This window comes from Actinophytocola sp., assembly GCF_035762905.1.
In the GTDB taxonomy this organism is placed as follows: domain Bacteria; phylum Actinomycetota; class Actinomycetes; order Mycobacteriales; family Pseudonocardiaceae; genus DASYTH01.
On the sequence record NZ_DASUCC010000103.1, the window covers coordinates 38,424 to 58,733 of the forward strand.

The window sequence follows — 20,310 nt, forward strand, 5'->3', positions numbered from 1 at the left end:
GAGGAGACAGCGGTGAACGTGACGGGACGGGTTGCCATCGTGACCGGCGGCGCGGGCGGCATCGGCGGCGCGCTCGCCGCCCGGCTGGCCGCCGAGGACGCACGGGTGCTGGTGGCCGACATCGATGCCGCGGCCGCGTCGGAGGTGGCCGCGGCGATCAACCGGACGCATCCCGGCCACGCCGTCGCCGCCGGCGGCGACGTGTCCGCGCACGACTGCATCCGCGACCTGATCGCCCGCGCCGAGGCCGCGTTCGGGCCGGTCGAGCTGTACTTCGCCAACGCGGGCATCACCGGCCGCGGCGGCCTCGCGGCCACCGAGGACCTCTGGGATCAGGCCATCGAGGTCAACGTGCGCGCGCACGTCCGCGCCGCCCAACTGCTGCTGCCCGGCTGGGTGGAACGCGGCGAGGGCTACTTCGTCAGCACCGCGTCGGCCGCCGGCCTGCTCACCCAGATCGGCTCACCGGTCTACTCGGTCACCAAGCACGCCGCCGTCGCCTTCGCCGAGTGGCTCTCGGTCACCTACGGCGACGCGGGCATCCGGGTCAGCTGCCTGTGCCCGATGGGCGTCAACACCAAACTGCTGCACGCGGGCGAGGAGTCCGGCGACCCGCTCGGCATCGCCGCCACCCGGGCCGTCACGTCGGCCGGCGACGTCCTCGAACCCGACGTGGTCGCCGGCATCGTCCTGGAAGCCATGGCCGACGAGCGCTTCCTGATCCTGCCGCACGAACGCGTTCTGGAGATGTACCGGCAGAAGGCCTCCGACTACGACCGCTGGCTGCGCGGCATGCGCCGCTACCAGGCCCGCCTGCTCGCCGGGGAGTGAGCTACTCCGGCTGGCGCAGGACGATCTCGTGGACGTGGGCGTCGCGGGTGGCGGTGACGGCGGTGTGCACGACCTCGGCGACCGATTCGGGGCGCAGGTAGCGCTCGGGTTGGTAGGGGGCGCCTTCGAAGTCGCGGACCGAGCGTTGCATGTCGGTGGCGGTGCGGCCGGGGTGGATGGAGGTGACCCGGAGTCCGTGCGGGGACTCTTCGGCGCGCAGGACGTCGGCGTAGGCGCGCAGGGCGAACTTGCTCGCCGCGTAGACCCCCCAGGTCGGGTTGGCGCGTAGGCCGGAACCCGAGTTGATCAGGACCACGTGGCCGCGGGCGGCGCGCAGCGCCGGAAGCAGCAGCCGGGTCAGCTCGGCGACCGCGATCACGTTGACGGCGAACGTCTCGCGCCACTGGGCTTCGGTGGCGTCGGCCAGCGGACCGAGCCGGGCCACGCCCGCGGAGTGCACCAGCACGTCCAGCGGGGGCACGCTGGCGGCGGCCTCGGCAAGGGCCGCGGCATCGGTCAGCTCGACCGGCCATGGCCGGGCCGAGGGCAACGCCGACGCGACCGCGGCCAGGGCGCCGGCGTCCCGGCCGCCGAGCAACAGATCATGGCTGCCGGCAAGGCGGTGCGCGATGGCGGCCCCGATGCCCCGGGACGCCCCGGTGACCAGAGCCAGTGGCCGGTCGGTCATGCCGACACCGTAGACCGCGCACCGAGATCGGCCCCGCCGGCTGCCCGTTCGGGCGTACCGGGAGTGTCCGGCCCGGTTGGACAGTGGACCTACAGCGGCCGGGCCCGCGGCCACCGACGTCAAGGGGAACAACCATGCCCACCACCCTGCGCCAGGGGTCGCACGGCCCCGAGGTCGAACGGCTCCAGCGACTGCTGCACGAGCGCGGCTACTACGGCGGCGCGATCGACGGCGACTTCGGCTGGCGCACCCATGTCGCGGTCACGAAGTACCAGGACGACGCCGGCCTGCGCAATGACGGGACGGTCGGCCCGGACACCTGGCGCAGCCTGGAAGGGCTCAGTGGCTCGCAGACCGGGCTGCGCGCCGACGAGCACGTCGACGACTACGTGGCCAGCGCCTACGGCACGATGCACAGCTCGATGGCGCCGCGCGACCGGCTGGACCGGCTGATGAGCGCGGCGATCCAGGAGCTGACCGAGCTGGGCGTGCCGCAGCCGTCCTACGACTTCGACCCGGGCCTGTCCGGCACCAGCACGCTCGCCGAGTTCCGCTCCACCAACCAGTGGCACGTCGCGGTCAACCCGGACCAGTTCGCGGAGGCCTACGTCGAGACCCTCAACGAGCAGCAGCTCGGCGAGGTGGCGAACACGATCTACCACGAGAGCCGGCACGCCGAGCTGACCTTCCGCGAGGCGCGGGCCCAGGCCGGGCTCGGGCAGGACGCCGACGCGCTGGTGGCATCGATGAGCATTCCGCGCTATATCGCCGAATACGCGGTCGCCACCGCGATCACCCAGTCCACCGCGGACGGCGCGACCGACGAGGCGCTGGCCGGCTACGAGAGCTTCTACGGCAGCGGCGCCGCGGAGACGCAGAACGTCTACAACAGCGGGCAGTACGAGCCGTACCGCCGGCTGCCCGAGGAGGCCGACGCGTTCGAGACCGGCCGCAACATCGAGGACCAGTGGCGCGAGTACGGCGGCATCCGCGGCTCGATCCGGCGCGGCGACACCGGCGAGCACGTCAGCTACCTGCAGCGCGGGCTCACCCACACCGGCCACTACCACGGCACGATCGACGGCGACTTCGGCATCGCCACCGAGATGGCCGTGCAGGCCTTCCAGCGCGAGCACTCGCTGACCGACGACGGCGTGTGCGGCGAGAAGACCTGGGAGATGCTGGCCCGGGTCTACGCCGAGTAGCTCGCCCGCCGGTCCTAGGAGGCCAGGGCCTCGACGAGGTCCGGCCGGGCCGGGGTGGTCGCCGGCTCGAGCCGGGGGTTGCTGGTGAGGATGTCGGTGTACAGCTCGCGCAGCCGGGGCTGCGGCGGCACGCCCAGTTCCTCGCGCAGCGCGGCGCGGTGCCGGTGGAAGGTGTCCAGAGCCTCGGCGCGCCGGCCGTTGCGGTGCAGGGCGAGCATGAGCTGGGTGGCGAACACGTCGTTGGTGGGATGCCGGCAGACCAGCGCGGCCAGCTCGCTGATCAGCTCGTGGTGCCGGCCCAGCTGCAGGTCGGCCCAGATGCGCTGGCCGAGCACCTCGAGCCGGGTGGCCTCCAGGTCCCGGATCGCCGGGTGCAGCAGGGGTCCGCGCACCACGTCCGGCAGGGCGAGGCCGCGCCACATGTCCAGCGCGGCGCGCAGCTGCGCGGCGGCCAGCCGGTACTCCTCGCGGTCCAGCGTTGCGGCGCCCACCCGGGCCCGGTCGTGGAACACGTCCAGGTCCAGCTCGCCGGACCGCACCTCGAGGCGGTACGCGCGGTCCAGCGTGACCAGCCGCTGGCGCGGGGCACCGGGAGTCGGCCCGTCGCCCGGCCGGTCACACAGCAGACGGCGCAACCGCATGATGTAGGAGTGCACCGACGCGACCGCGGTGGGCGTCGGGTTGCCGTCCCACAGCTCGTCCATGAACTGCCCCATGGACACCACATGACCGGGGTTGAGCAGGAGCAGGGCGACCATCTGCCGTTGCTTGGGAGCGGACGGTGCCAGGTCGGCGCCCCGCTGGTGGACCGTGAGCGGTCCGAGCACATTGAACTCCATCACTCTCTCCATCACGCTCAGCTGTACCGACCCGGCGCGATCACGCCGTCCGGGTCGAGCATTTCCTTCAGTCGCCGAACAAATCGCCGGGCGGCGGGATCCGGGCTGAGCCGGTCCATCCAGCCCGCGTGGTCCACGTCGAGCCGGTACGGGACGAAGCCCGCCTCGGTGAACAGCCCGTACATCAGTTCCAGGGCGCGGTGGGCGCGCTCCACCGACGGGGCGTCCGGCTCGAAGCGCATCGTCACCACGAAGTCGACCAGATCCGGACCGAGCAGGTTCTGCGTTGTGCCGCAACGGATCCCGCTGTTCTCGTGCACCCGGTCGAGCAGTTCGTGGGCGTGTGCGACGGCCGCGCCGGACAACGGCACCATGGGCAGGAAGAACAGGAACCCGCCGCCCCACCGGTCCACCTCCGCGCCCGGCCGGCGCATCTTCGCCCGGAACAGCACGTCGTCGGTGTCCGGCACGCCGGCGTAGCTCCGCTCGACCAGCGTGGCCACCTCGTGGTTGTCCCCACCGGGATCCGCGCTGTCGGTGTCGGAGATCTCCGAGAACAGCCCGGTTGCCGCCGCCTCGGCGGTGACCAGCGCGGACAGCGCGTCGACCGCCGCAGCGGTGCCCTCGACACAGACGTGCGCCAGGAACTTCCCCTCGGTGCCCCGGTACGGCCGGGCCGCGACCGGGTTGTACACCTTGGGAACCCCGCGCGCGAGACCCTGGGCCACCCAGCGGCGCAGCACGTCCATCACCGCGGCCAGGCGCTCCGGCGCGAAGTTGAGCCGCACCACCCGGACCGCCTCCGGCCTCGGCGGCAACCGAACCGCCGCCGCGGTCACCACGCCGAGGTTGGACTGCACGAACATGCCGAGCGGGTCCGGACCGAGACCGTGCGGGTAGACCGGCGCCGGCCGGTCCGGGTCGGGCCACCAGCCGACCCGGATCAGCTCTCCGTCCGGCAGCACGACTTCCAGCCCGAGCAGGTCGTCCACCCGCTGCGACCGGAGTCCGACGCCGCGGTCAAGCACGTTGCCGACCACGCTGGTGTGCATGGAGGAGGCGGTCAGGTTCACCGTCCGCTCGGTACCGAGCAACCGGTGCGCCAGCCGGCCCTGGGTCACCCCGGGCTCGACCACCGCCCAGCCACCGGTCAGGTCGATGCCGCGAATCCGGTCCAGACCGCTCAGGTCGAGAACGACCGCGTTGTCCGTGGCCGGTTCGCGCGACCCGAGCCCCCAGTTGCGGCCGGTGCTCACCGGGTGCAGCGCGCCGGAATGCGGGGATGTGGCGAAGATCTCGATGACCTGACGCACCTCGTCGGCACCGCGCGGCCGGATCACACCGAGCACGTTCCGCGCGCGGAACCGGCCCACGTTCGGTCCGAGGCGCAGCGGTGCGGCATCCGGACTGATCACCCGGTCGGCACCCACCACGCGGGCGGCGGCGTCGAGCACGGACCGGTGCGTCCCACCATTCGCGACCACCGCAAAGTTTTCGGCTTCGATCTGGTTGAGCACGTCCATCGGGGCACCTCCACTGACCTCACGGTAGAACGGCGAAGATGCCTGGGGTGCCGGTAAAGCGCATGTGCTGTGCGCAATTCGCGCATCGGGACCGGACGCGCTCAGCCGCAGCAGTCCGGCAGCACACTGTGCGGGTCGGCAATCTCGGTGCCGTGCTGGCGCAACTTGCGGAAATCCCGCGGGGTCAACCCGTACCGCTGCCGGAACAGCCGGCTGATCTGGGATCCGTCCACCAGGCCCCAGCGCTCGCCGAGGGCGGCGACGGTCAGGTGGTCGTTGGCGGGGTTGTTCAGGTCGGCGAGCAGACCGGCGAGCCGCTCGTCCCGGATCCACCTGGCCGGGCTGGCGCCCTGCGCGGCGAAGAGAACCTGCAGGTAGCGCAGGGAGACGTTGTGCCGTTTGGCGAGCATGGCCGGGCTGAGCGCGGGGTCGCTCAGGTTCTCCCGCGCGAAGGTCTGCACCCGTAGCATCAGCATCTGGCGCGCCGCAAGGGGATCGTGATCCGCGCCACTGCGCAACCGGTCGGCGAACAGCGTGGTGATGAGCCCGCCGATGGTGGCGCCCAGCGGCTCGGCCACCACCGGATCCCAGTTCTCCAGCTGCGTTCCCAACGTCTCAAGGGTCTGACTGACCAGCACGGCAAGGCTCGCCGTGCTCGGCCACGGGTCGGCGGTCAGCTTGCTTGTGACACCGGGGTTCAGGCCGATCAGGCGGTGCGGGAAGCGCAGCGCAACCATCTGAAAGGGTTCGGGCATCTCGAGTGCGTACGAACGGCTGCTGTCGAACGTGACCACGTCGCCCGGAGTGACGACCGCGTGCCCGCCGTCCTGGCTGACCTCGGCCCGGCCCTGTAAAGGCGCTGTGACGTAGACATGGCCGTCGTCCTCCGAGGCCCGGCGGCGCGACAGGAATACCGCATGGGGATCAGCGGAGATCAGCGAAATCCGAAAGTTGCCGATTGCAGAGGTCAGTATCGTTCCGCTCGCAAACGCGTCCCGATCGACGGTCACCTGAAGCGCCTCGCCGCAGGCGTCTCGCACCTGCTCCCGCCACCTGTCGAAACGCCGATCTGGCCTGCCTGAATCCGTGGTGCGATTCTGCACGACCGATCGGCTGGCCATAAGCTTCTACCCCCGCAATGCGACATTCCCGGTTTGCGCCTGCGTCAGAACTCGATCCTACGACGCTCACTCCGCGCTCGCTTGACACGCTACCCCGCGCCCTGTCCGATACGCTGGGTAGTGGCGTAGCATGGCCGACATGCGGCCTGCCACGCTGCGTGACGAAGTCGGGCGGGGCAGACGACGTGGACCGGTGCACAAATACGCAACTCCTCAAGCGCGTAATGACCAGTCCCGAGGGCTATACCAGAGATAGCCTCAAGTCGTGATTGAGACATCAGACCGCTCGTCACAATCGGCGGACTCGGTTGCCGGCGCCGGGGGGCCGGCCGGCAACGGGCGCGACCGGCGCTCAGGCGTTACGCATGATTGCCGAGGTGAAACGCAATGTCAACGCCTATGACCATCGGAGTAGTCGGAGGTGGTGCCTCCGCAGTGTGTCTACTCGACACATTGGCCGAGCGGAAGGATATGCCGCGCGGCCACATTACGGTCTTCGAACCGTCGTCCCATTTGTGGCGGGGCCGGCCCTACCAGGCCGATCTGGACGTCATTCGGGTCAACGCCCCACCCGGGGACATGTCGGTGCGTGCCGGGTCCCCGAACCACTTCCAGAACTGGCTCGACTCAACCGGAACCCGGTCCGGCCATTATGGCCGGTACTGGGATCCCTTGGCGGGCATGGCGTTCGTACCGCGTGGCGTGTACGGCGACTATCTCGAGCAGACCGCCCGCTCGGCCATGACCAGGCTGATCGACCGGGGCTGGCGGGTCGAACTGGTCCGCGACCGGGTACTGGACGCGGTACCCACGGCCGGCGGCCTGACCGTGACCACCGAGCGCGGCCACATGTCCTATGTGGACTATGCGGTGCTCTGCTTCGGTGGCAACGGTCCGGAGGACCTGTACTCGCTGACCGGATCCAACCGGTACATCGCCGATCCGTACCCGGCCATGCGAACCATGCGCGACATCCCGGCGGATGCCACCGTCGGCGTGATCGGCAGCGGGCTGACCGCCGTGGACATCGTCCGGGTGCTTGCCCGCTCCGGTCATCGCGGCCGGATCCGGTTGCTGTCCCGCCGGGGCGTGCTGCCCAGCGTGCGGCAGCGGCCGATTCCGCACGGGCTGCTGCATTTCACCCCGGTCCGGTTCCGTGCGGCCGCCGCCCGCGGGGAGAACACCTCCCTTGCCGAGCTGACCGGCATCATGGGCGCCGAGCTGACCGCGGCCGGCGAGAACCCGGACACGGTCCACGCGGAGATCACCGCGGTGGAGCGGGAGGAACCGGCCACCCGGCTGCGCCGCCAGCTCGCCGGCGTCACGTCGCGCCGGATGGGCCTGCGGATCCTGCAGCAGGCGGTACCGGAGGCCGGGCCGGACGTATGGCCGCTGCTGCCGGACGCCGAGCAGGACCGGGTGCTGGACCGGCACCACCGCACGATGATGAGCCTGTGCTGCCCGATGTCCCCGGCCAGCGCCCAGGTGCTGCTCGGCCTGATCCGCTCCGGGCAGCTGGAGCTGGTACGCGACCTGCGCGACATCGAGGTCAAGGGCGACCGGTTCACCGTGCACACCGCGACCGGTGCGCTGCGGGCCGACTACGTGATCAACGCGGTGAACTGCCGGCTGCGTAGTCATCCCGCGGGCGCGACACCGCTGATCCGGTCGCTGGTGGCGGCCGACCTGGCCGAGCCGCACCCGCACGGCGGGGTGCGGGTCGAGCGGGCCACCAGCCGGCTGACCGTGCGGAACCGGCCGGACAGCCGGCTGCACGCGCTCGGCGACCCGGCGGCCGGCTCGCTGTTCTTCACGTTCGGCATCCAGTCGCTTGTGGACCGGTCGGTGGACATCGTCGGCTCGATCCGCACCGACCTGGCGTCCCGGGCCAGCCGGCTGACCAACGTGCGCGTGCTGCGCCGCCGGTACGCCGAACCGGTGCAGCTGTCCGCGTGAGTATCCACGAAGGGGAGATTCATCCGTGAGTGCAAGCACATTAGCCCAGCCGGAGCGGCCGGCGTACCTGGCCGACACGCACACCGGCCTGCCGATGCCGAGCCGCCCGGTCTTCGACGACCCGGCCGACGAACGGCGGCACCGCAAGCAGCGGCTGGCCGCGGCGCTGCGCCTGTTCGGCAAGTACGAGTTCGACGAGGGCATCTCCGGGCACATCTCGGTACGAGATCCGGAGCACCCGGACCGGTTCTGGGTCAACCCGTTCGGGGTCTCGTTCAACCGGGTCAAGGTCCGCGACCTGATCTGCGTGGACCACACCGGCACCGTGGTCGACGGCAGGTTTCCGGTCAACCCCAGCGCGTTCGTCATCCACTCGGCGATCCACCGGCGGACTCCGCGCGCCGACGCGGCCGCGCACGCACACACTCCACACGTACGCGCCCTCGGTTCGCTGCACCGGTTGCTCGAGCCGCTCGACCAGGAGTCCGCGGCGTTCTACCAGGACCAGGTGCTCTACACCGACTACCGGGGTCCGTCCATCTCCGCCGAGCAGGGCGAGGACATCGCCGAGAAACTCGGCGAACGGCGGGCGATCCTGTTGGCGCACCACGGTCTGATCACGGTCGGCGCCACCATCGAGGAGGCGGTGCACTGGTTTTTCAGCTACGACGGCTGCGCGCACACGCAGTTGCTGGCGATGGCGGCGGGCCGGCCGCGCGCGCTGCGTCCGGCACAGGCCAGGGCCGCCAAGGACGGCTTCGGCGACGAGCAGCTCGGCTGGTTCAGCTTCCAGCTGCGATATCAGGAGATCACCGAGGAACAGCCGGACCTGCTCGAGGAGTAGCCGGCACCCTCGGCGACGAGAGGGGTGCGGAGTCATGGCGGAGCGCGACAGGCTGGCGACCGTGGCCGTGGTCGGGGTCGGCCTGATCGGCAGGTCGATCGCGTTCGCCTTACGAGCACAGGGAATCCGGGTGCTGCTCAGCGACAGCAACCGGCGGGCGGTGGACGACGCGGTGCGCCGGGGAGCCGGCGAGCGGCTGGCCGACACCACGTCGCCGGCCGACCTGTCGGTCATCGCGGTGCCGCCGGGCGCGGTGCCGAGCACGCTGCGGCACGCCCAGTCCCGCCGGATGGCCCCGGTGTACACCGACGTGTCGGGGGTCAAGGTGGCTCCGGTGCGGGCGGCCCGCGCGCTGGGCTGTGACCTGACCGCGTTCGTGCCCGGGCATCCGATCGCCGAGGAGACCGCACCGGCGCACGCCGCCCGGCCGGACCTGTTCCGCGGCCGCGGCTGGGTGCTGTGCCCGCAGGAGGACACCCGGTCCGACGCGGTCACCCTGGTGCGCCGGCTGATCGAGCTGTGCGGGGCGATCCCGGTGCTGATGGAGGCCGATACCCACGACCGGATCGCGGCGCTCATCTCGCACGTGCCGTACCTGGTGGCGAGCGCACTGGCCGGGTCGCTGGCCGACGCCCCGCCCGAGGTGCTCTGGCTGGGCAGCGCGGCCGGGCCGGACGTGACCGGTCCGGCGGCCGGCGATCCGGCCGTGGGCGCGGAGATCCTCAGCCAGAACGCCACCTGGGTGTCCAATGTGCTCTCCGACATCGCGGCCAACCTGGTCGACGTCTGCGCGGCACTGCAACTGGCCGGCGCGGGCGACGACTCCTTCCTCGGCGACGTGGCCGCACTGCTGCACCGCGGCCACACCGGCCGGCGCCGGCTGGCCGGCGCCGAACGTCCCCACGACGAAGACGGGAGCGAAGAATGAGAACGAACATGGGCGTCCTCGGTCCGCTGGTGCTCGACCGCGCCGGCCGGTCCCGGGTGCCGAGCGCACCGAAACCACGCCAACTGCTTGCCCTGCTGATGATCCACGCGAACCAGATGGTGCGGGCCAGCGACTGCCTGGTCGAGCTGTGGGACACCCAGCCGCCCAAGAGCGCCATGTCCACGCTGCAGACCTACGTGCTGCACCTGCGCCGGGCGTTCGAGGAGGACGACGAGGACGGCGCACCCGGTCCGGAGCTGCGCACCATGAACCAGGGCTACCAGCTCTGCGTGCCCCGGCGCGAGCTGGACCAGTTCGCGTTCCAGGACCTGACCCGGCAGGGCGGGGATGCCGCCCGGGCCGGCGACCACCGGCGCGCCTCCGCGCTGTTCGGCCAGGCGCTGCGGTTGTGGCGTGGTCCGGCGCTGGCCGACGTGCGGCCCGGACCGCTCAGCCTGCCGCCGCTGGTGGAGCTGGAGGAGACCCGCAAGTACGTGCTGGAGCGGCGGATCGAGGCGGACCTGCGACTCGGCCGGCACCACCAGCTGCTCACCGAGCTGGACCGGCTGACCAGAGCGGCGCCGACGCACGAGAACCTGCACGGGCAGTACATGCTCGCGCTGTACCGGGCCGGCCAGCAGAACCGCGCGCTGACCGTGTACCGCCGGCTTTCCCGGACCCTGGAAGAGGATCTGGGCTTCGAGCCGGGCACCCGGATCCAGCGGCTGCACCGGGCCGTCGCGGCCGGGCACCCGGCGCTCGGCGCACCTAGCCGACCCTGAGCACCTCGTCGAGCACCCGGCGCACGGCCACGGCCATCGCCGCCGGGTCGCCGTCCTCGGGCCGCAGCACCAGCTCCGGCGCCCGCGGTGCCTCGTACGGATCGTCGATGCCGGTGAACCCGGTGATCTCGCCGGCCCGGGCCCGCTGGTACATGCCCTTGGGATCGCGGGCCTCGCACACCTCGAGCGGCACGTCCAGGTGAACCTCCATGAAGGACAGTCCGGCCGCCTCGTGTGCGGCCCGCGCCCGGTCCCGCCCGTCCCGGTACGGGCTGATCAGCGACACCACGGCAACCATTCCCACGCCGGCGAACAGCTTCGCCACCTCACCGACCCGCCGGACGTTCTCCTCCCGGTCCGCCCGGCCGAACCCGAGGTCGGCGTTGAGCCCGTGCCGCAGGTTGTCCCCGTCGAGCAGGTAGGCCGGCCGGCCGGCGGCCACCAGCTCCCGCTCGAGCGCCGCCGCCACGCTCGACTTGCCGGAGGCGGACAGCCCGGTGAACCACACCGTTGCGCCGCAGGCCGGACGGTCCTGTGTGGACACCGAACCGTGGTGCCACACCACGCCCGAGCCGGTCAGGCTGGGACCGATGATCATCCCGGCTCCAACGGTGTCGTTGGTCGCCTCGTCCACCAGCACGAAGCTGCCGGTCGCCCGGTTGCGCCGGTACGGGTCGAACAGCAGCGGCTGCCCGGTGCGCAGCCGGATCCGGCCGATCTCGTTGAGCGCCAACGAGTCCGCGGCCCGGTCCCGGTGCAGCGTGTTCACGTCCATCCGGTAGTCGACGGCCTCGACGGTCGTCACGGTCGAGCGGGTGGTGTGCAGCAGCCGGTAACGCCGGCCGACGGACAGCTTCGACCGGTCGGCGAGCCAGCACAGCAGCGCGTCGACCTCGCTGGCCACCTGCGGCCGGTTGTTGGGCCGGCACAGTAGATCGCCGCGGCCCACGTCCAGTTCGCCGGCCAACCGCACGCTGACCGCCTGCGGCGGCGCGGCCTCGGCCAGCTCCGCGGCGCCCGGCCCGAACACCTGCTCGACCGTCGTGCTGTGCCCGGCGGGCAGCACCACGACCTCGTCACCCGGCCGGAACACCCCGCCGGCAACGGTTCCGGCGTAGCGGCGCGGCTGGTTCGGCTCGCGGACCACGTACTGCACCGGCAGCCGGGCGTCGATCAGGTTGCGGTCGGAGGAGGTGTGCGTCTCCTCGAGCCGGCGCAGCAACGAAGTGCCCTCGTACCACGGCATGCTGGCGGTCCGGTGCACCACGTTGTCCCCGGACAGCGCGGACACCGGCACGAACGACAGGTCCGGCACGTCCAGCTTCGCGCTGAACTCGCCGAACTCCGCGCAGATCTCCTCGAACCGGTCCCGGGACCAGTCGACCAGGTCCATCTTGTTCACGCACAGCACCACGTGCCGAATGCCGAGCAGGCTGGCGATCAGCGCGTGCCGGCGGGACTGCTCGGTGACCCCGTTGCGCGCGTCCACCAGGATCAGCGCCAGGTCCGCTGTGGACGCACCGGTCACCATGTTGCGGGTGTACTGGATGTGCCCAGGGCAGTCGGCGATGATGAACTTGCGCACCGGCGAGCTGAAGTACCGGTAGGCCACGTCGATGGTGATGCCCTGGGCCCGTTCGGCGCGCAGGCCGTCGGTGACCAGCGCCAGATCCGGCCCCACGTCGCCGGATCGCTCCAGCGCGGCGAGCTGGTCGTCGAACAATGCCTTGGAGTCGAACAGCAACCGCCCGACCAGCGTCGACTTACCGTCGTCAACGCTGCCCGCGGTGACCAGTCGAAGCAGCCCGGCCACTAGAAGTACCCCTCTTTCTTCCGATCCTCCATGCCGGTCTCGGAGATCCGGTCGTCCGCCCGGGTGGCGCCGCGCTCGGAGAGCCGGCTGCCGGCCAACTCGGCGATCACCCCGGCAACCGTGCCGGCCGTCGACTCCACACAGCCGGTGCAGGTGGCGTCGCCGACCGTGCGGAACCGCACCCGGGCCTCGAACGCCTCCTCGCCGGGCTGCCGCCGCACGTGCTGGGAGTCGGCCAGCAGCATCCCGTCCCGCTCGAACACCTTCCGGCGGTGCGCGAAGTACAGCGCGGGCAGGTCGATGTCCTCGGCCGCGATGTAGCGCCAGATGTCCAGCTCGGTCCAGTTGGACAGCGGGAACACCCGGATGTGCTCACCCGGCCGGTGCCGGCCGTTGTACAGGTTCCACAGCTCGGGTCGCTGGCCGCGCGGGTCCCACTGGCCGAACTCGTCGCGGAAGCTGAACACGCGTTCCTTGGCGCGGGCCTTCTCCTCGTCCCGGCGGGCCCCGCCGAACACGGCGTCGAACCGGCCGTCGGCAAGGGCCCGCAGCAGCGCCGTGGTCTGCAGCCGGTTGCGGCTGGCTCCCGGGCCGGTCGGCTCGACCGAGCGCCCGGCGTCGATGTCGTCCTGCACCCGGGAGACCAGCAGCCGCAGGCCCAACCGGCGCACGGTGTCGTCGCGGTAGCGCAGCACCTCGGTGAAGTTGTGCCCGGTATCCACGTGCAGCACCGGAAACGGTAGCCCGGCCGGCGCAAACGCCTTGACCGCGAGATGCAACATCACCGCGGAGTCCTTGCCACCGGAGAACAGCAGCACCGGCCGGTCGAACGTGGCGGCCACCTCCCTGATGATGTGCACCGACTCGGCCTCGAGAGTGCGCAGGTCATCCAGGTCGTGGCGGGTTGTAGCGGCGGTCATCCACCCTCCAGCGGCAAAATGCTCAGCCGATTCGTACAGGAATGACAAACCCGTGGTACGGGTCCTCATTCGATCGTTCCAAAGCGCGCTAATCTGCTGGCAGAGCCGACCTCTTCCGCGTTGTTAGGCGCGGTGCAAACACCCCTGTTAGCCTTCCTGATATGAGGCCTGCGGCAACCAGCGCCTTCGAGACGCTCGCCGCCGAGGTGGACGGGCCGGTCTACCTGCCCGGAACCTCGGAGTACGCCGAGGAGATCGACGGTTTCGACCGGTCGGTGCGGCACCGCCCGACGGTCGTGGTGGGAGCGACAAGCGCAGCGGACGTGGTGGCGGCGGTGCGGTTCGCCCGGGACAACGACCTGGGCGTCGCGGTGCAGAACACCGGGCACGGCGTGGCATTGCCCGCCGACAAGGCGGTGTTCATCTCCACCAGACGGATGACCGGGCACGAGGTCGACGCCCGGGCCAGGACCGCGCGCATCGAGGCCGGCGTGACCTGGGACGACGTGGTGGACAGCGCCGCGAAGCACGGGCTGGCCCCGCTGAACGGCTCGGCGCCGTTCGTCGGCGCCACGTCGTACACGCTCGGCGGCGGAGTCGGTGTGCTGGCCAGGAAGTACGGCTACGCCGCCGATCACGTGCGCTGGCTCGACGTGGTGACCGCCGATGGCGAACTGTTGCGTGCCAGCGAATCCGAGCACCCGGACCTGTTCTGGGCGCTACGCGGCGGAAAGGGCAACTTCGGTGTGGTCACCGCGATGGCGGTGGAGCTGTTCGAGGTGTCCCGGCTCTACGGCGGCGGGCTGTTCTTCCCCGCCGAGTCCACCCCGCGGGTGCTGCACACCTACCGCGAATGGGTGACCGGCGTGCCCGAGGACATGAGCACGTCGTTCGTCATGATCCCGTTCCCGGAACTGGACTTCGTGCCGGAGCCGTTGCGCGGCAAGTTCGCCACGCACATCCGGGTGGCCTACCTCGGGTCGGCCGAGGAGGGTGCCCGGCTGATCCAGCCGCTGCGCGACGTCGGGCCGCGGTTGCTGGACACCGTCGAGGAGATGCCGTACAGCAAGGTCGGAACGATTCACAACGACCCGCCGACGGCCGGGTCCTACTACATCAACACCTTCCAGCTCACCGGGTTGGAGGCCGGCACCGTGGACACGGTGCTCGAGCTGGCCGGTCCGGACGCCGACGGCACGGTCATGGTGGAGATCCGCCAACTCGGCGGCGCGTTGGCCCGGCCGCCGAAGGTGCCGAACGCGGTGGCCCACCGGGACGACGTGCCGTTCCAGGTGTACGCGGCGTCGGTGCTCGGCAACGGCCAGGACGACGTGGTGCTGACCGCGCACGCCCGGCTGGTGGACCGGCTGAGCCGGTGGGACAGCGGCCACCGCATGCTCAACTTCATGGCCGGGATCGCCCACACCGACCCGTCGGACGTGCGCGACGCGTTCACCGACGAGGCCTATACCCGGCTGGTCGCGCTGAAGACCAGGTACGACCCGGGGAACATGTTCCGGTTCAACCACAATATTCCCCCGGCGCCCGGGAAGCAGCGGCGGTAACCGTCCACTCGGGACGGCTCAGCGCTGCGGCAGGGTCTCCCGGACCTTCCTGGGCAGTCCGGCGACCACCCGATCGTAGGCGTGCTCGACCATGTCGCGCAGCTCGCCGTCCGGCACGGTTCCGTCCAGCAGCACGGTGTTCCAGTGCTTCTTGTTGACGTGGTAGCCCTCGGTCACGGCCGGGAACTGGGCGCGCAGCTCCAGCGCCAGGCTGGGCTCACACTTCAGGGTGATCTGCGGCGGGTCGGTTTCCGGCTGCAGAATGGCGAACGACTTGTCCGCGACCTTGTACACCGTCGCGTCCGGGCCGTACGGGTGGTCCTCGGTGACCTTCGGAAAGCTCTTGGCCAGCTGGGAAACCTTGGTGACCTTCCGTGGCGTCATGCCGATTATTCTACCGCCGCAACGGGTGCCGGGTGCACGCCGACAACCAGTGGGTGACAACCCCGGAACTTGCCGGGAAACCGGTTGTTCGGCCGGGTCAGGCCCAGGGTCAGCAGCAGCGGTCCGTTGCGCAGCAATGAGTCCCGGGCGTGCCGGGCGACATCATCCGGTAGCGCGCCGTCCTCGGCCCGCGCCAGCAACGGCCCCGACGTGTCCACGTCCGGCACGATCCAGTCGAACTCCTCGCCGGTGGCGTCGCTGAACGCGAACCGCAGGAACACCCGGCCGCGGGTGGCCCGTCTGGTGAATACCCGGTGCAGGTCGGCGTACACCATCCCGAGCGAGCGTTGCCCGCCGAGCGCCTCGTGCACGCCGCGGTCCACGTACCGGTCCGTCCACTCGCGACAGCGGGCCGCGGACCAGTGCTCCGCCGGGCGCGGCTCGGCGCACAGCTCGCGGTCCTCGGGCCGCGGGTCGGCCACCGTCGGTTCACCCAGGTCGACCGCGGTCCACCGGTTGTACCGCCACGGCGAGCCGGTCCGGTCCCGCACCTGCTCCAGCGGCACCGGCTCGGGCCGCACCCACTGCCCGTCCGCGGTCAGCGCCCCCACGCACGCGTGCGTGTCGGACTGCTGGGTGACGGCCATCGGCAGCACCGCGTGCGGCTCAGGCACGGGTGGCTTCCAGGATGCGCAGCGACCCGGACACCGGGATGGTCCGCCGGACCTGTAGCCCGGCCCGCTCGATCAGCTCGCGGTAGTCGCGCTCGGTGCGGTCCTGCCCGCCGCACAGCACGGTCAGCAGCAGGCCGCGGAACAGGTCCTCCTCGTCGGAGTCCTCGTCGATCACGCCCTCGAGCACCAGCAGCGTGGAGTCCGGGCGCATCGCGTCCCGGATCCGGCTCAGGATGCGCACGATGTCGTCGCCGTCCCAGTCGTGCAGCGCCCGCTTGATCAGGTAGAGATCGGCCTGCTCCGGCACCTTGTCGAAGAAGTCGCCGGCCACCAGCTCGTAGCGGCCGGCCACCCCGGCCGCGCCGAGCAGCCGCTCGGCCAGCGGGATGATCTCGTCGCGCTCCAGCAGTGTGCCGTGCACGCCAGGATGCGCGGCCAGGATCGCGCCAAGCAGGCTGCCGAGCCCGCCGGCAACGTCGACGATCCGCGGGAACCGGGAGAAGTCGTAGACCCGGGCGACCTCGGCGCTCTCCTCCTCCGACACCGAGCTCATCGCCGCGTTGAACCGCTCCTTGGCGTCCGGGTCGGAGCTGGTCAGCTCCCAGAACGAGACGCCGTTGTTGGCCACCTCGAACGCGGACTCGCCGGTGCGCACCGAGTGCAGCAGTTGGCCCCACGCGGCCCAGTGCCATGGCGCGGCCATGAACCGGGCGTCGGCCGACTCGGCACAGCCCGGCTTGGTCTGCAGCACCTCGGACAGCGGCGTGCTGGCGTAGGTGCGGCCGTCGTCCAGTCGCTGGAACACGCCGAAGCTGGCCAGTGCCCGCAGCAGTCGGGCCAGGGTCGGCTCGTGCGCGCCGGTGGTCTCGGCCAGCTCGGCGACCGTCTGGTCGCGTTCGCCGAGCAGGTCGGGAATCCCCAGCTCCACCGCGACATGAATGGCGCGGGCCCGCCAGGCCCCCTGAAGGAGGGACACCATCTCTTTGCGCGTACCGAAGTCGAGCGAAAGGGTTGTCATTCGGTTTCACTCCGTGCTCGGGGACAGCCGGATTCCATCCTTTCACGGTCGCTCTGAAATATTGGTCCAGAAATGCGGAAAGGGCCGGTCGACCGGCCCTTTTCGCGCGGGTGAGGTCTGCTCAGGAGGACTTCTCCAGCGGAGCGCACAGCTCGACGTGGTTGCCGTCCGGGTCGAACACGATGGCGTAGCGCTGGCCCCAGAACGCGTCCCAGGGCTCCTTGTACTGCTCGTAGCCCAGCTCGCCGAGCTTGGCGTACACGGCGTCGACCCCGGCCGGGTCGGGACACCCGAACGCGATGGCCACCCGGTGCCCGCCCTTGGGCGGTGACCAGTCCGGATCGAACGACTTGACCGTGTCCACCGTGTCGAAGGCCAGCTTCAACCCGCCGGGCAGGTCGACGTCGACGTGCGGCGCCTCGTCGGCGGACTTCGGAATGTCCAGGCCGAGGTGCCGGTAGAACGCCAGCGACCTGGCCATGTCCTCGACGACCAATCCAAAAAACAGGAGTCGGGCTTCCACGTTTAGTCAGATCCTTTCGCACTATGGAATGGTGGTTGCTACAGGCTAGCAGTGCATGCCGCGGCAAATGCTGGAGCCATTCGGATGGAGGACGAAAGAGCATGCCCAATCTACGCTGGGACCTGGCCCTTCCGCAGGGCGCGAATCTCGAGTTGGGCGGCGTCGCGGCCGAGGAGGGCTGGCGGCGGATGCTGACCGCGGCCGAGGAGGCCGAGCGGCTCGGCTACGACTCGGTGTGGGCGCTGGACCGGACCGAGACCCTGCCGCGCCGCGAGCCCCATCCGGTGTTCGACGGGTGGACCACGCTGGCCGCCGTCAGCCAGCGCACCCAGCGGGTCGGGCTCGGGCACCTCGGCGTGGGCGCGCCGGTGCGGGACGCCGCCGAGCTGGCCAAGCGGGCCGCCTGCCTGGACGTCATGTCCGGCGGCCGGATGACCCTGGCCCTCGAGGCCGACGGCTACCCACCCGAACACGAGGCGCACGGCCGGCCGGTGCCCGATCCGACGGCCCGGCGCGCGGGTCTGGTCGAGACCGTGACCGCGGTGCGCCGGCTGTGGACCGAGCCGCAGGTGAGCACCGACGGCCCGCACGTCCGGCTGGACCGGGCATTCGGCTTTCCCCAGCCGCTCGCGGCGCGCCCGCCCGTGCACGTGTTCGACGACGACCCCGGCGCACCCAGTTCGGTGCTGGCGTCGGTGGATCCGGCCGCCATCGACGGGGTGATCTGGCATGCGGCGCCGGAACAGGTGCGCGCCGGCACCGACGAACTGCTCCGCCGGTGCACGGAGACCGGCGCCGACCCCGACCGGATCGAACGCACCGTGCTGCTGGAGTGCCGCATCTTCGACACCGTCGACGAGCGGGACACCTGGCTGGCAACGCCCTACGTCGTCATCTTCTGGAGCGAGCACCCCGACCTGTACATGCGGCGCAACGTGGCCGGCACGGTGGCGGCGGCGCGCGAGTCGCTGCAGCGCTACGTCGACGCCGGCGCCACCCGGTTCCTGGTGTGGTTCCGGGACTATCCCGAGCTGACCAGCGTGCGGCGGCTGATGACCGAGGTGGTGCCCGGGGTGACCGGGCCGCGCGAGTTGGTCGCCGAGGTGGCCTGATGTCCAGGTTCCTCACCGAGGACTGGCTGCGCCGGGCCGGCGCGGCGTTCGCCCGGCTGCCGGTGGACGACGGCAGCGCGGTGCGCATCGGACTGGCCGTCACCGACGCGCCGGACGGCGTGCTGGACGGACTGGTGCTGGCCGTCGACATGGCCACCGGCGGCATCCGGTTCGACCGGGATTCCGCGCCGGAGAGCGGAAACCCGACGCTGTGGCTGACCCACGATGCGGCGGCCGCGCTGCTGCTCGGCTCACCCGCCGAGCGGGTCGGGGTCTTCGAGACCGGGGCGAACCGGGCCAGCGGCAACTTCACCGAGATGTTCTTCCTGGACCAGGTGTTGCAGCAGGACAGCGGCGGCGTACTGGCCGAGCTGCGGGCGCAGACCTCGGACCTGCCGGCCGGTTTCGGGCGGGACGGGTGGGCGTCGCCGGCCGATGCCGCACCGAAGGATTCCGGCGAGTCGGCCGCGGTGGCCGCCGCGACCGAGGCGCTGCCCCGGACGATGGCCCGGCTGCGCGAGGAGTTGGGCCGGTCCACCCCCGGTGCGCAGCTCTACGTGTCCCTGCACGGCCGCCAGGTGGCCGATGTCGGCCTGGGTACCGCCCGTCCGGGAGTGCCGTTCTCCCGGCATTCCCCCACGCTCTGGTACTGCTGCGCCAAACCGCTCGGCTCGGTGGCCGTCGGCCGGCTGTGGGAGCGCGGCCTGCTCGACCCGTTCGACCCGGTTTCGGCGTACCTGCCGGACTTCACCGGAGACGGCCGGGAACGGCTGACCCTTGCTCAGATCATGACGCACACCGGCCCGGTGCCGACCGGCCGCGATCCCTTGCACGGCTGCCTGTTCGGCCCGGACGACCTGCGCCACAAGCTGGTTCGCGAGCTGGCGATGCCGCCGGCCGAACCGGGCCGGGTGAACTACACCCAGTGGTGGGCCTGGCTGCTGCTGGCCGAGGTGATCGAGGCGGTGGACGGCCGGGACTACGACCGGTACGTCACCGAGGAGATCCTGACGCCGTGCGGCATCGCGGACAGCACCCGGGTCCGACTGTCCACCGCGGACTTCGCCCGGGTCGGGACGACGCTGCCGGTGCTGTACATCAACGCCAACGCCGGCCCGGCGGCGCCGACCTACTGGTTCTCCAGCGCGGCGGCCACCACCTGCGCGCTGCCCGGGGTGAACACCAGGGGCCCGATGTCCGACCTCGGCCGGTTCATGGAGATGCTGCTCGCCGGCGGACGGGCTCCGGGCGGCCGCATTCTCGCCCCACCAACGGTTTCCGCGCTCACCGCCCGGCACCGCAACGGCATCCGGGACCGGTTCGGCAACGCCGACTGGGGGTTGGGGTTCAAGCTCGAGTGCCGGCACCTCGACCCGGAGCTGACCGCGTTCAGCCGGCACGCCTCACCGCGCTCGTTCGGTCACGAGGGTCTGTGGACCGCGGTGTCGTTCGCCGACCCGGACGCCGGCCTGGTGGTCGCCCTGCATCTGAACGGAAAGACCCGGCACGAACGGCACGGTGCGCGGATGGCGCGGATCTGTGACGCGGTGTATGAGGACCTCGGAACATGACCACCGCCGAAGT

The 20,310-nt window shown here is 71.1% G+C and carries 19 protein-coding genes; 9 read left to right on the forward strand and 10 right to left on the reverse strand.

Going from position 1 to position 20,310, the window contains the following annotated elements:
• The first annotated feature begins 12 nt into the window (after nt 1–12).
• Complete coding sequence (locus tag VFV67_RS23015) at nt 13–831, forward strand: SDR family oxidoreductase (RefSeq protein ID WP_326472691.1); 819 nt, start codon at nt 13–15, stop codon at nt 829–831.
• 1 nt (nt 832) lies between these two features.
• Here the strand turns inward: VFV67_RS23015 and VFV67_RS23020 are convergent, their stop codons facing one another.
• Nucleotides 833–1,519 carry an SDR family oxidoreductase gene (locus VFV67_RS23020; protein ID WP_326472692.1) on the reverse strand — a complete coding sequence of 229 codons (687 nt, stop codon included), beginning with the start codon at nt 1,517–1,519 and terminating at the stop codon, nt 833–835.
• A 134-nt stretch (nt 1,520–1,653) separates the two neighbouring features.
• Between VFV67_RS23020 and VFV67_RS23025 the strand changes: the two genes are divergently transcribed.
• On the forward strand, nt 1,654–2,724 hold the full coding sequence (locus VFV67_RS23025) for a peptidoglycan-binding domain-containing protein (RefSeq protein ID WP_326472693.1): 1,071 nt from the start codon (nt 1,654–1,656) through the stop codon (nt 2,722–2,724).
• A gap of 14 nt (nt 2,725–2,738) precedes the next feature.
• Here VFV67_RS23025 and VFV67_RS23030 read toward each other — a convergent pair whose 3' ends face one another.
• The 3 genes from VFV67_RS23030 to VFV67_RS23040 form a co-directional block, all read right to left on the reverse strand.
• Nucleotides 2,739–3,563 carry an AfsR/SARP family transcriptional regulator gene (locus VFV67_RS23030; protein ID WP_326472694.1) on the reverse strand — a complete coding sequence of 275 codons (825 nt, stop codon included), beginning with the start codon at nt 3,561–3,563 and terminating at the stop codon, nt 2,739–2,741.
• Between the two features lie 17 nt (nt 3,564–3,580).
• Entirely contained in the window at nt 3,581–5,086 is a 1,506-nt protein-coding gene (locus tag VFV67_RS23035; RefSeq protein ID WP_326472695.1) for an FAD-binding oxidoreductase, read from the reverse strand.
• Between the two features lie 101 nt (nt 5,087–5,187).
• Entirely contained in the window at nt 5,188–6,207 is a 1,020-nt protein-coding gene (locus tag VFV67_RS23040) for a helix-turn-helix domain-containing protein (protein WP_326472696.1), read from the reverse strand.
• 399 nt (nt 6,208–6,606) lie between these two features.
• Between VFV67_RS23040 and VFV67_RS23045 the strand changes: the two genes are divergently transcribed.
• The 4 genes from VFV67_RS23045 to VFV67_RS23060 are packed head-to-tail and all read left to right on the forward strand — an operon-like array spanning nt 6,607 to nt 10,717.
• Nucleotides 6,607–8,163, forward strand: a complete 1,557-nt coding sequence (locus VFV67_RS23045) for an FAD/NAD(P)-binding protein (RefSeq protein ID WP_326472697.1) — start codon at nt 6,607–6,609, stop codon at nt 8,161–8,163.
• A gap of 25 nt (nt 8,164–8,188) precedes the next feature.
• Nucleotides 8,189–9,007 carry a class II aldolase/adducin family protein gene (locus tag VFV67_RS23050; RefSeq protein WP_326472698.1) on the forward strand — a complete coding sequence of 273 codons (819 nt, stop codon included), beginning with the start codon at nt 8,189–8,191 and terminating at the stop codon, nt 9,005–9,007.
• A 34-nt stretch (nt 9,008–9,041) separates the two neighbouring features.
• On the forward strand, nt 9,042–9,935 hold the full coding sequence (locus VFV67_RS23055; protein ID WP_326472699.1) for a prephenate dehydrogenase: 894 nt from the start codon (nt 9,042–9,044) through the stop codon (nt 9,933–9,935).
• Nucleotides 9,932–10,717: an AfsR/SARP family transcriptional regulator gene (locus VFV67_RS23060; protein ID WP_326472700.1), complete on the forward strand. Its 786-nt coding sequence runs from the start codon at nt 9,932–9,934 to the stop codon at nt 10,715–10,717. Before VFV67_RS23055 ends, VFV67_RS23060 begins: the two co-directional genes overlap by 4 nt.
• Here VFV67_RS23060 and cysC read toward each other — a convergent pair.
• Nucleotides 10,704–12,530 (reverse strand): adenylyl-sulfate kinase, encoded by a 1,827-nt coding sequence (gene cysC, locus VFV67_RS23065; protein ID WP_326472701.1) that lies wholly within the window; start codon nt 12,528–12,530, stop codon nt 10,704–10,706. The genes VFV67_RS23060 and cysC overlap by 14 nt on opposite strands.
• The gene (gene cysD / locus VFV67_RS23070; protein WP_326472702.1) at nt 12,530–13,450 is read right to left on the reverse strand and encodes a sulfate adenylyltransferase subunit CysD; all 921 of its coding nucleotides are present in this window, start codon (nt 13,448–13,450) and stop codon (nt 12,530–12,532) included. The genes cysC and cysD overlap by 1 nt, the downstream gene beginning before the upstream one ends.
• A 161-nt stretch (nt 13,451–13,611) precedes the next feature.
• On the opposite strand from cysD, the gene VFV67_RS23075 reads away from it, so the two are divergent.
• Complete coding sequence (locus VFV67_RS23075) at nt 13,612–15,015, forward strand: FAD-binding oxidoreductase (protein ID WP_326472703.1); 1,404 nt, start codon at nt 13,612–13,614, stop codon at nt 15,013–15,015.
• A gap of 18 nt (nt 15,016–15,033) precedes the next feature.
• On the opposite strand, the gene VFV67_RS23080 is transcribed toward VFV67_RS23075, so the two are convergent.
• The 4 genes from VFV67_RS23080 to VFV67_RS23095 form a co-directional block, all read right to left on the reverse strand.
• Complete coding sequence (locus tag VFV67_RS23080) at nt 15,034–15,399, reverse strand: MmcQ/YjbR family DNA-binding protein (protein ID WP_326472704.1); 366 nt, start codon at nt 15,397–15,399, stop codon at nt 15,034–15,036.
• A 5-nt stretch (nt 15,400–15,404) separates the two neighbouring features.
• Entirely contained in the window at nt 15,405–16,073 is a 669-nt protein-coding gene (locus VFV67_RS23085) for a hypothetical protein (protein WP_326472705.1), read from the reverse strand.
• Nucleotides 16,066–17,091: a methyltransferase gene (locus VFV67_RS23090; protein ID WP_326472706.1), complete on the reverse strand. Its 1,026-nt coding sequence runs from the start codon at nt 17,089–17,091 to the stop codon at nt 16,066–16,068. The genes VFV67_RS23085 and VFV67_RS23090 overlap by 8 nt, the downstream gene beginning before the upstream one ends.
• Before the next feature lie 121 nt (nt 17,092–17,212).
• Complete coding sequence (locus VFV67_RS23095) at nt 17,213–17,614, reverse strand: VOC family protein (protein WP_326472707.1); 402 nt, start codon at nt 17,612–17,614, stop codon at nt 17,213–17,215.
• A 101-nt stretch (nt 17,615–17,715) separates the two neighbouring features.
• On the opposite strand from VFV67_RS23095, the gene VFV67_RS23100 reads away from it, so the two are divergent.
• Nucleotides 17,716–18,726: an LLM class flavin-dependent oxidoreductase gene (locus VFV67_RS23100; protein ID WP_326472708.1), complete on the forward strand. Its 1,011-nt coding sequence runs from the start codon at nt 17,716–17,718 to the stop codon at nt 18,724–18,726.
• On the forward strand, nt 18,726–20,297 hold the full coding sequence (locus tag VFV67_RS23105) for a serine hydrolase domain-containing protein (protein WP_326472709.1): 1,572 nt from the start codon (nt 18,726–18,728) through the stop codon (nt 20,295–20,297). The genes VFV67_RS23100 and VFV67_RS23105 overlap by 1 nt, the downstream gene beginning before the upstream one ends.
• Nucleotides 20,298–20,310: the final 13 nt, after the last annotated feature.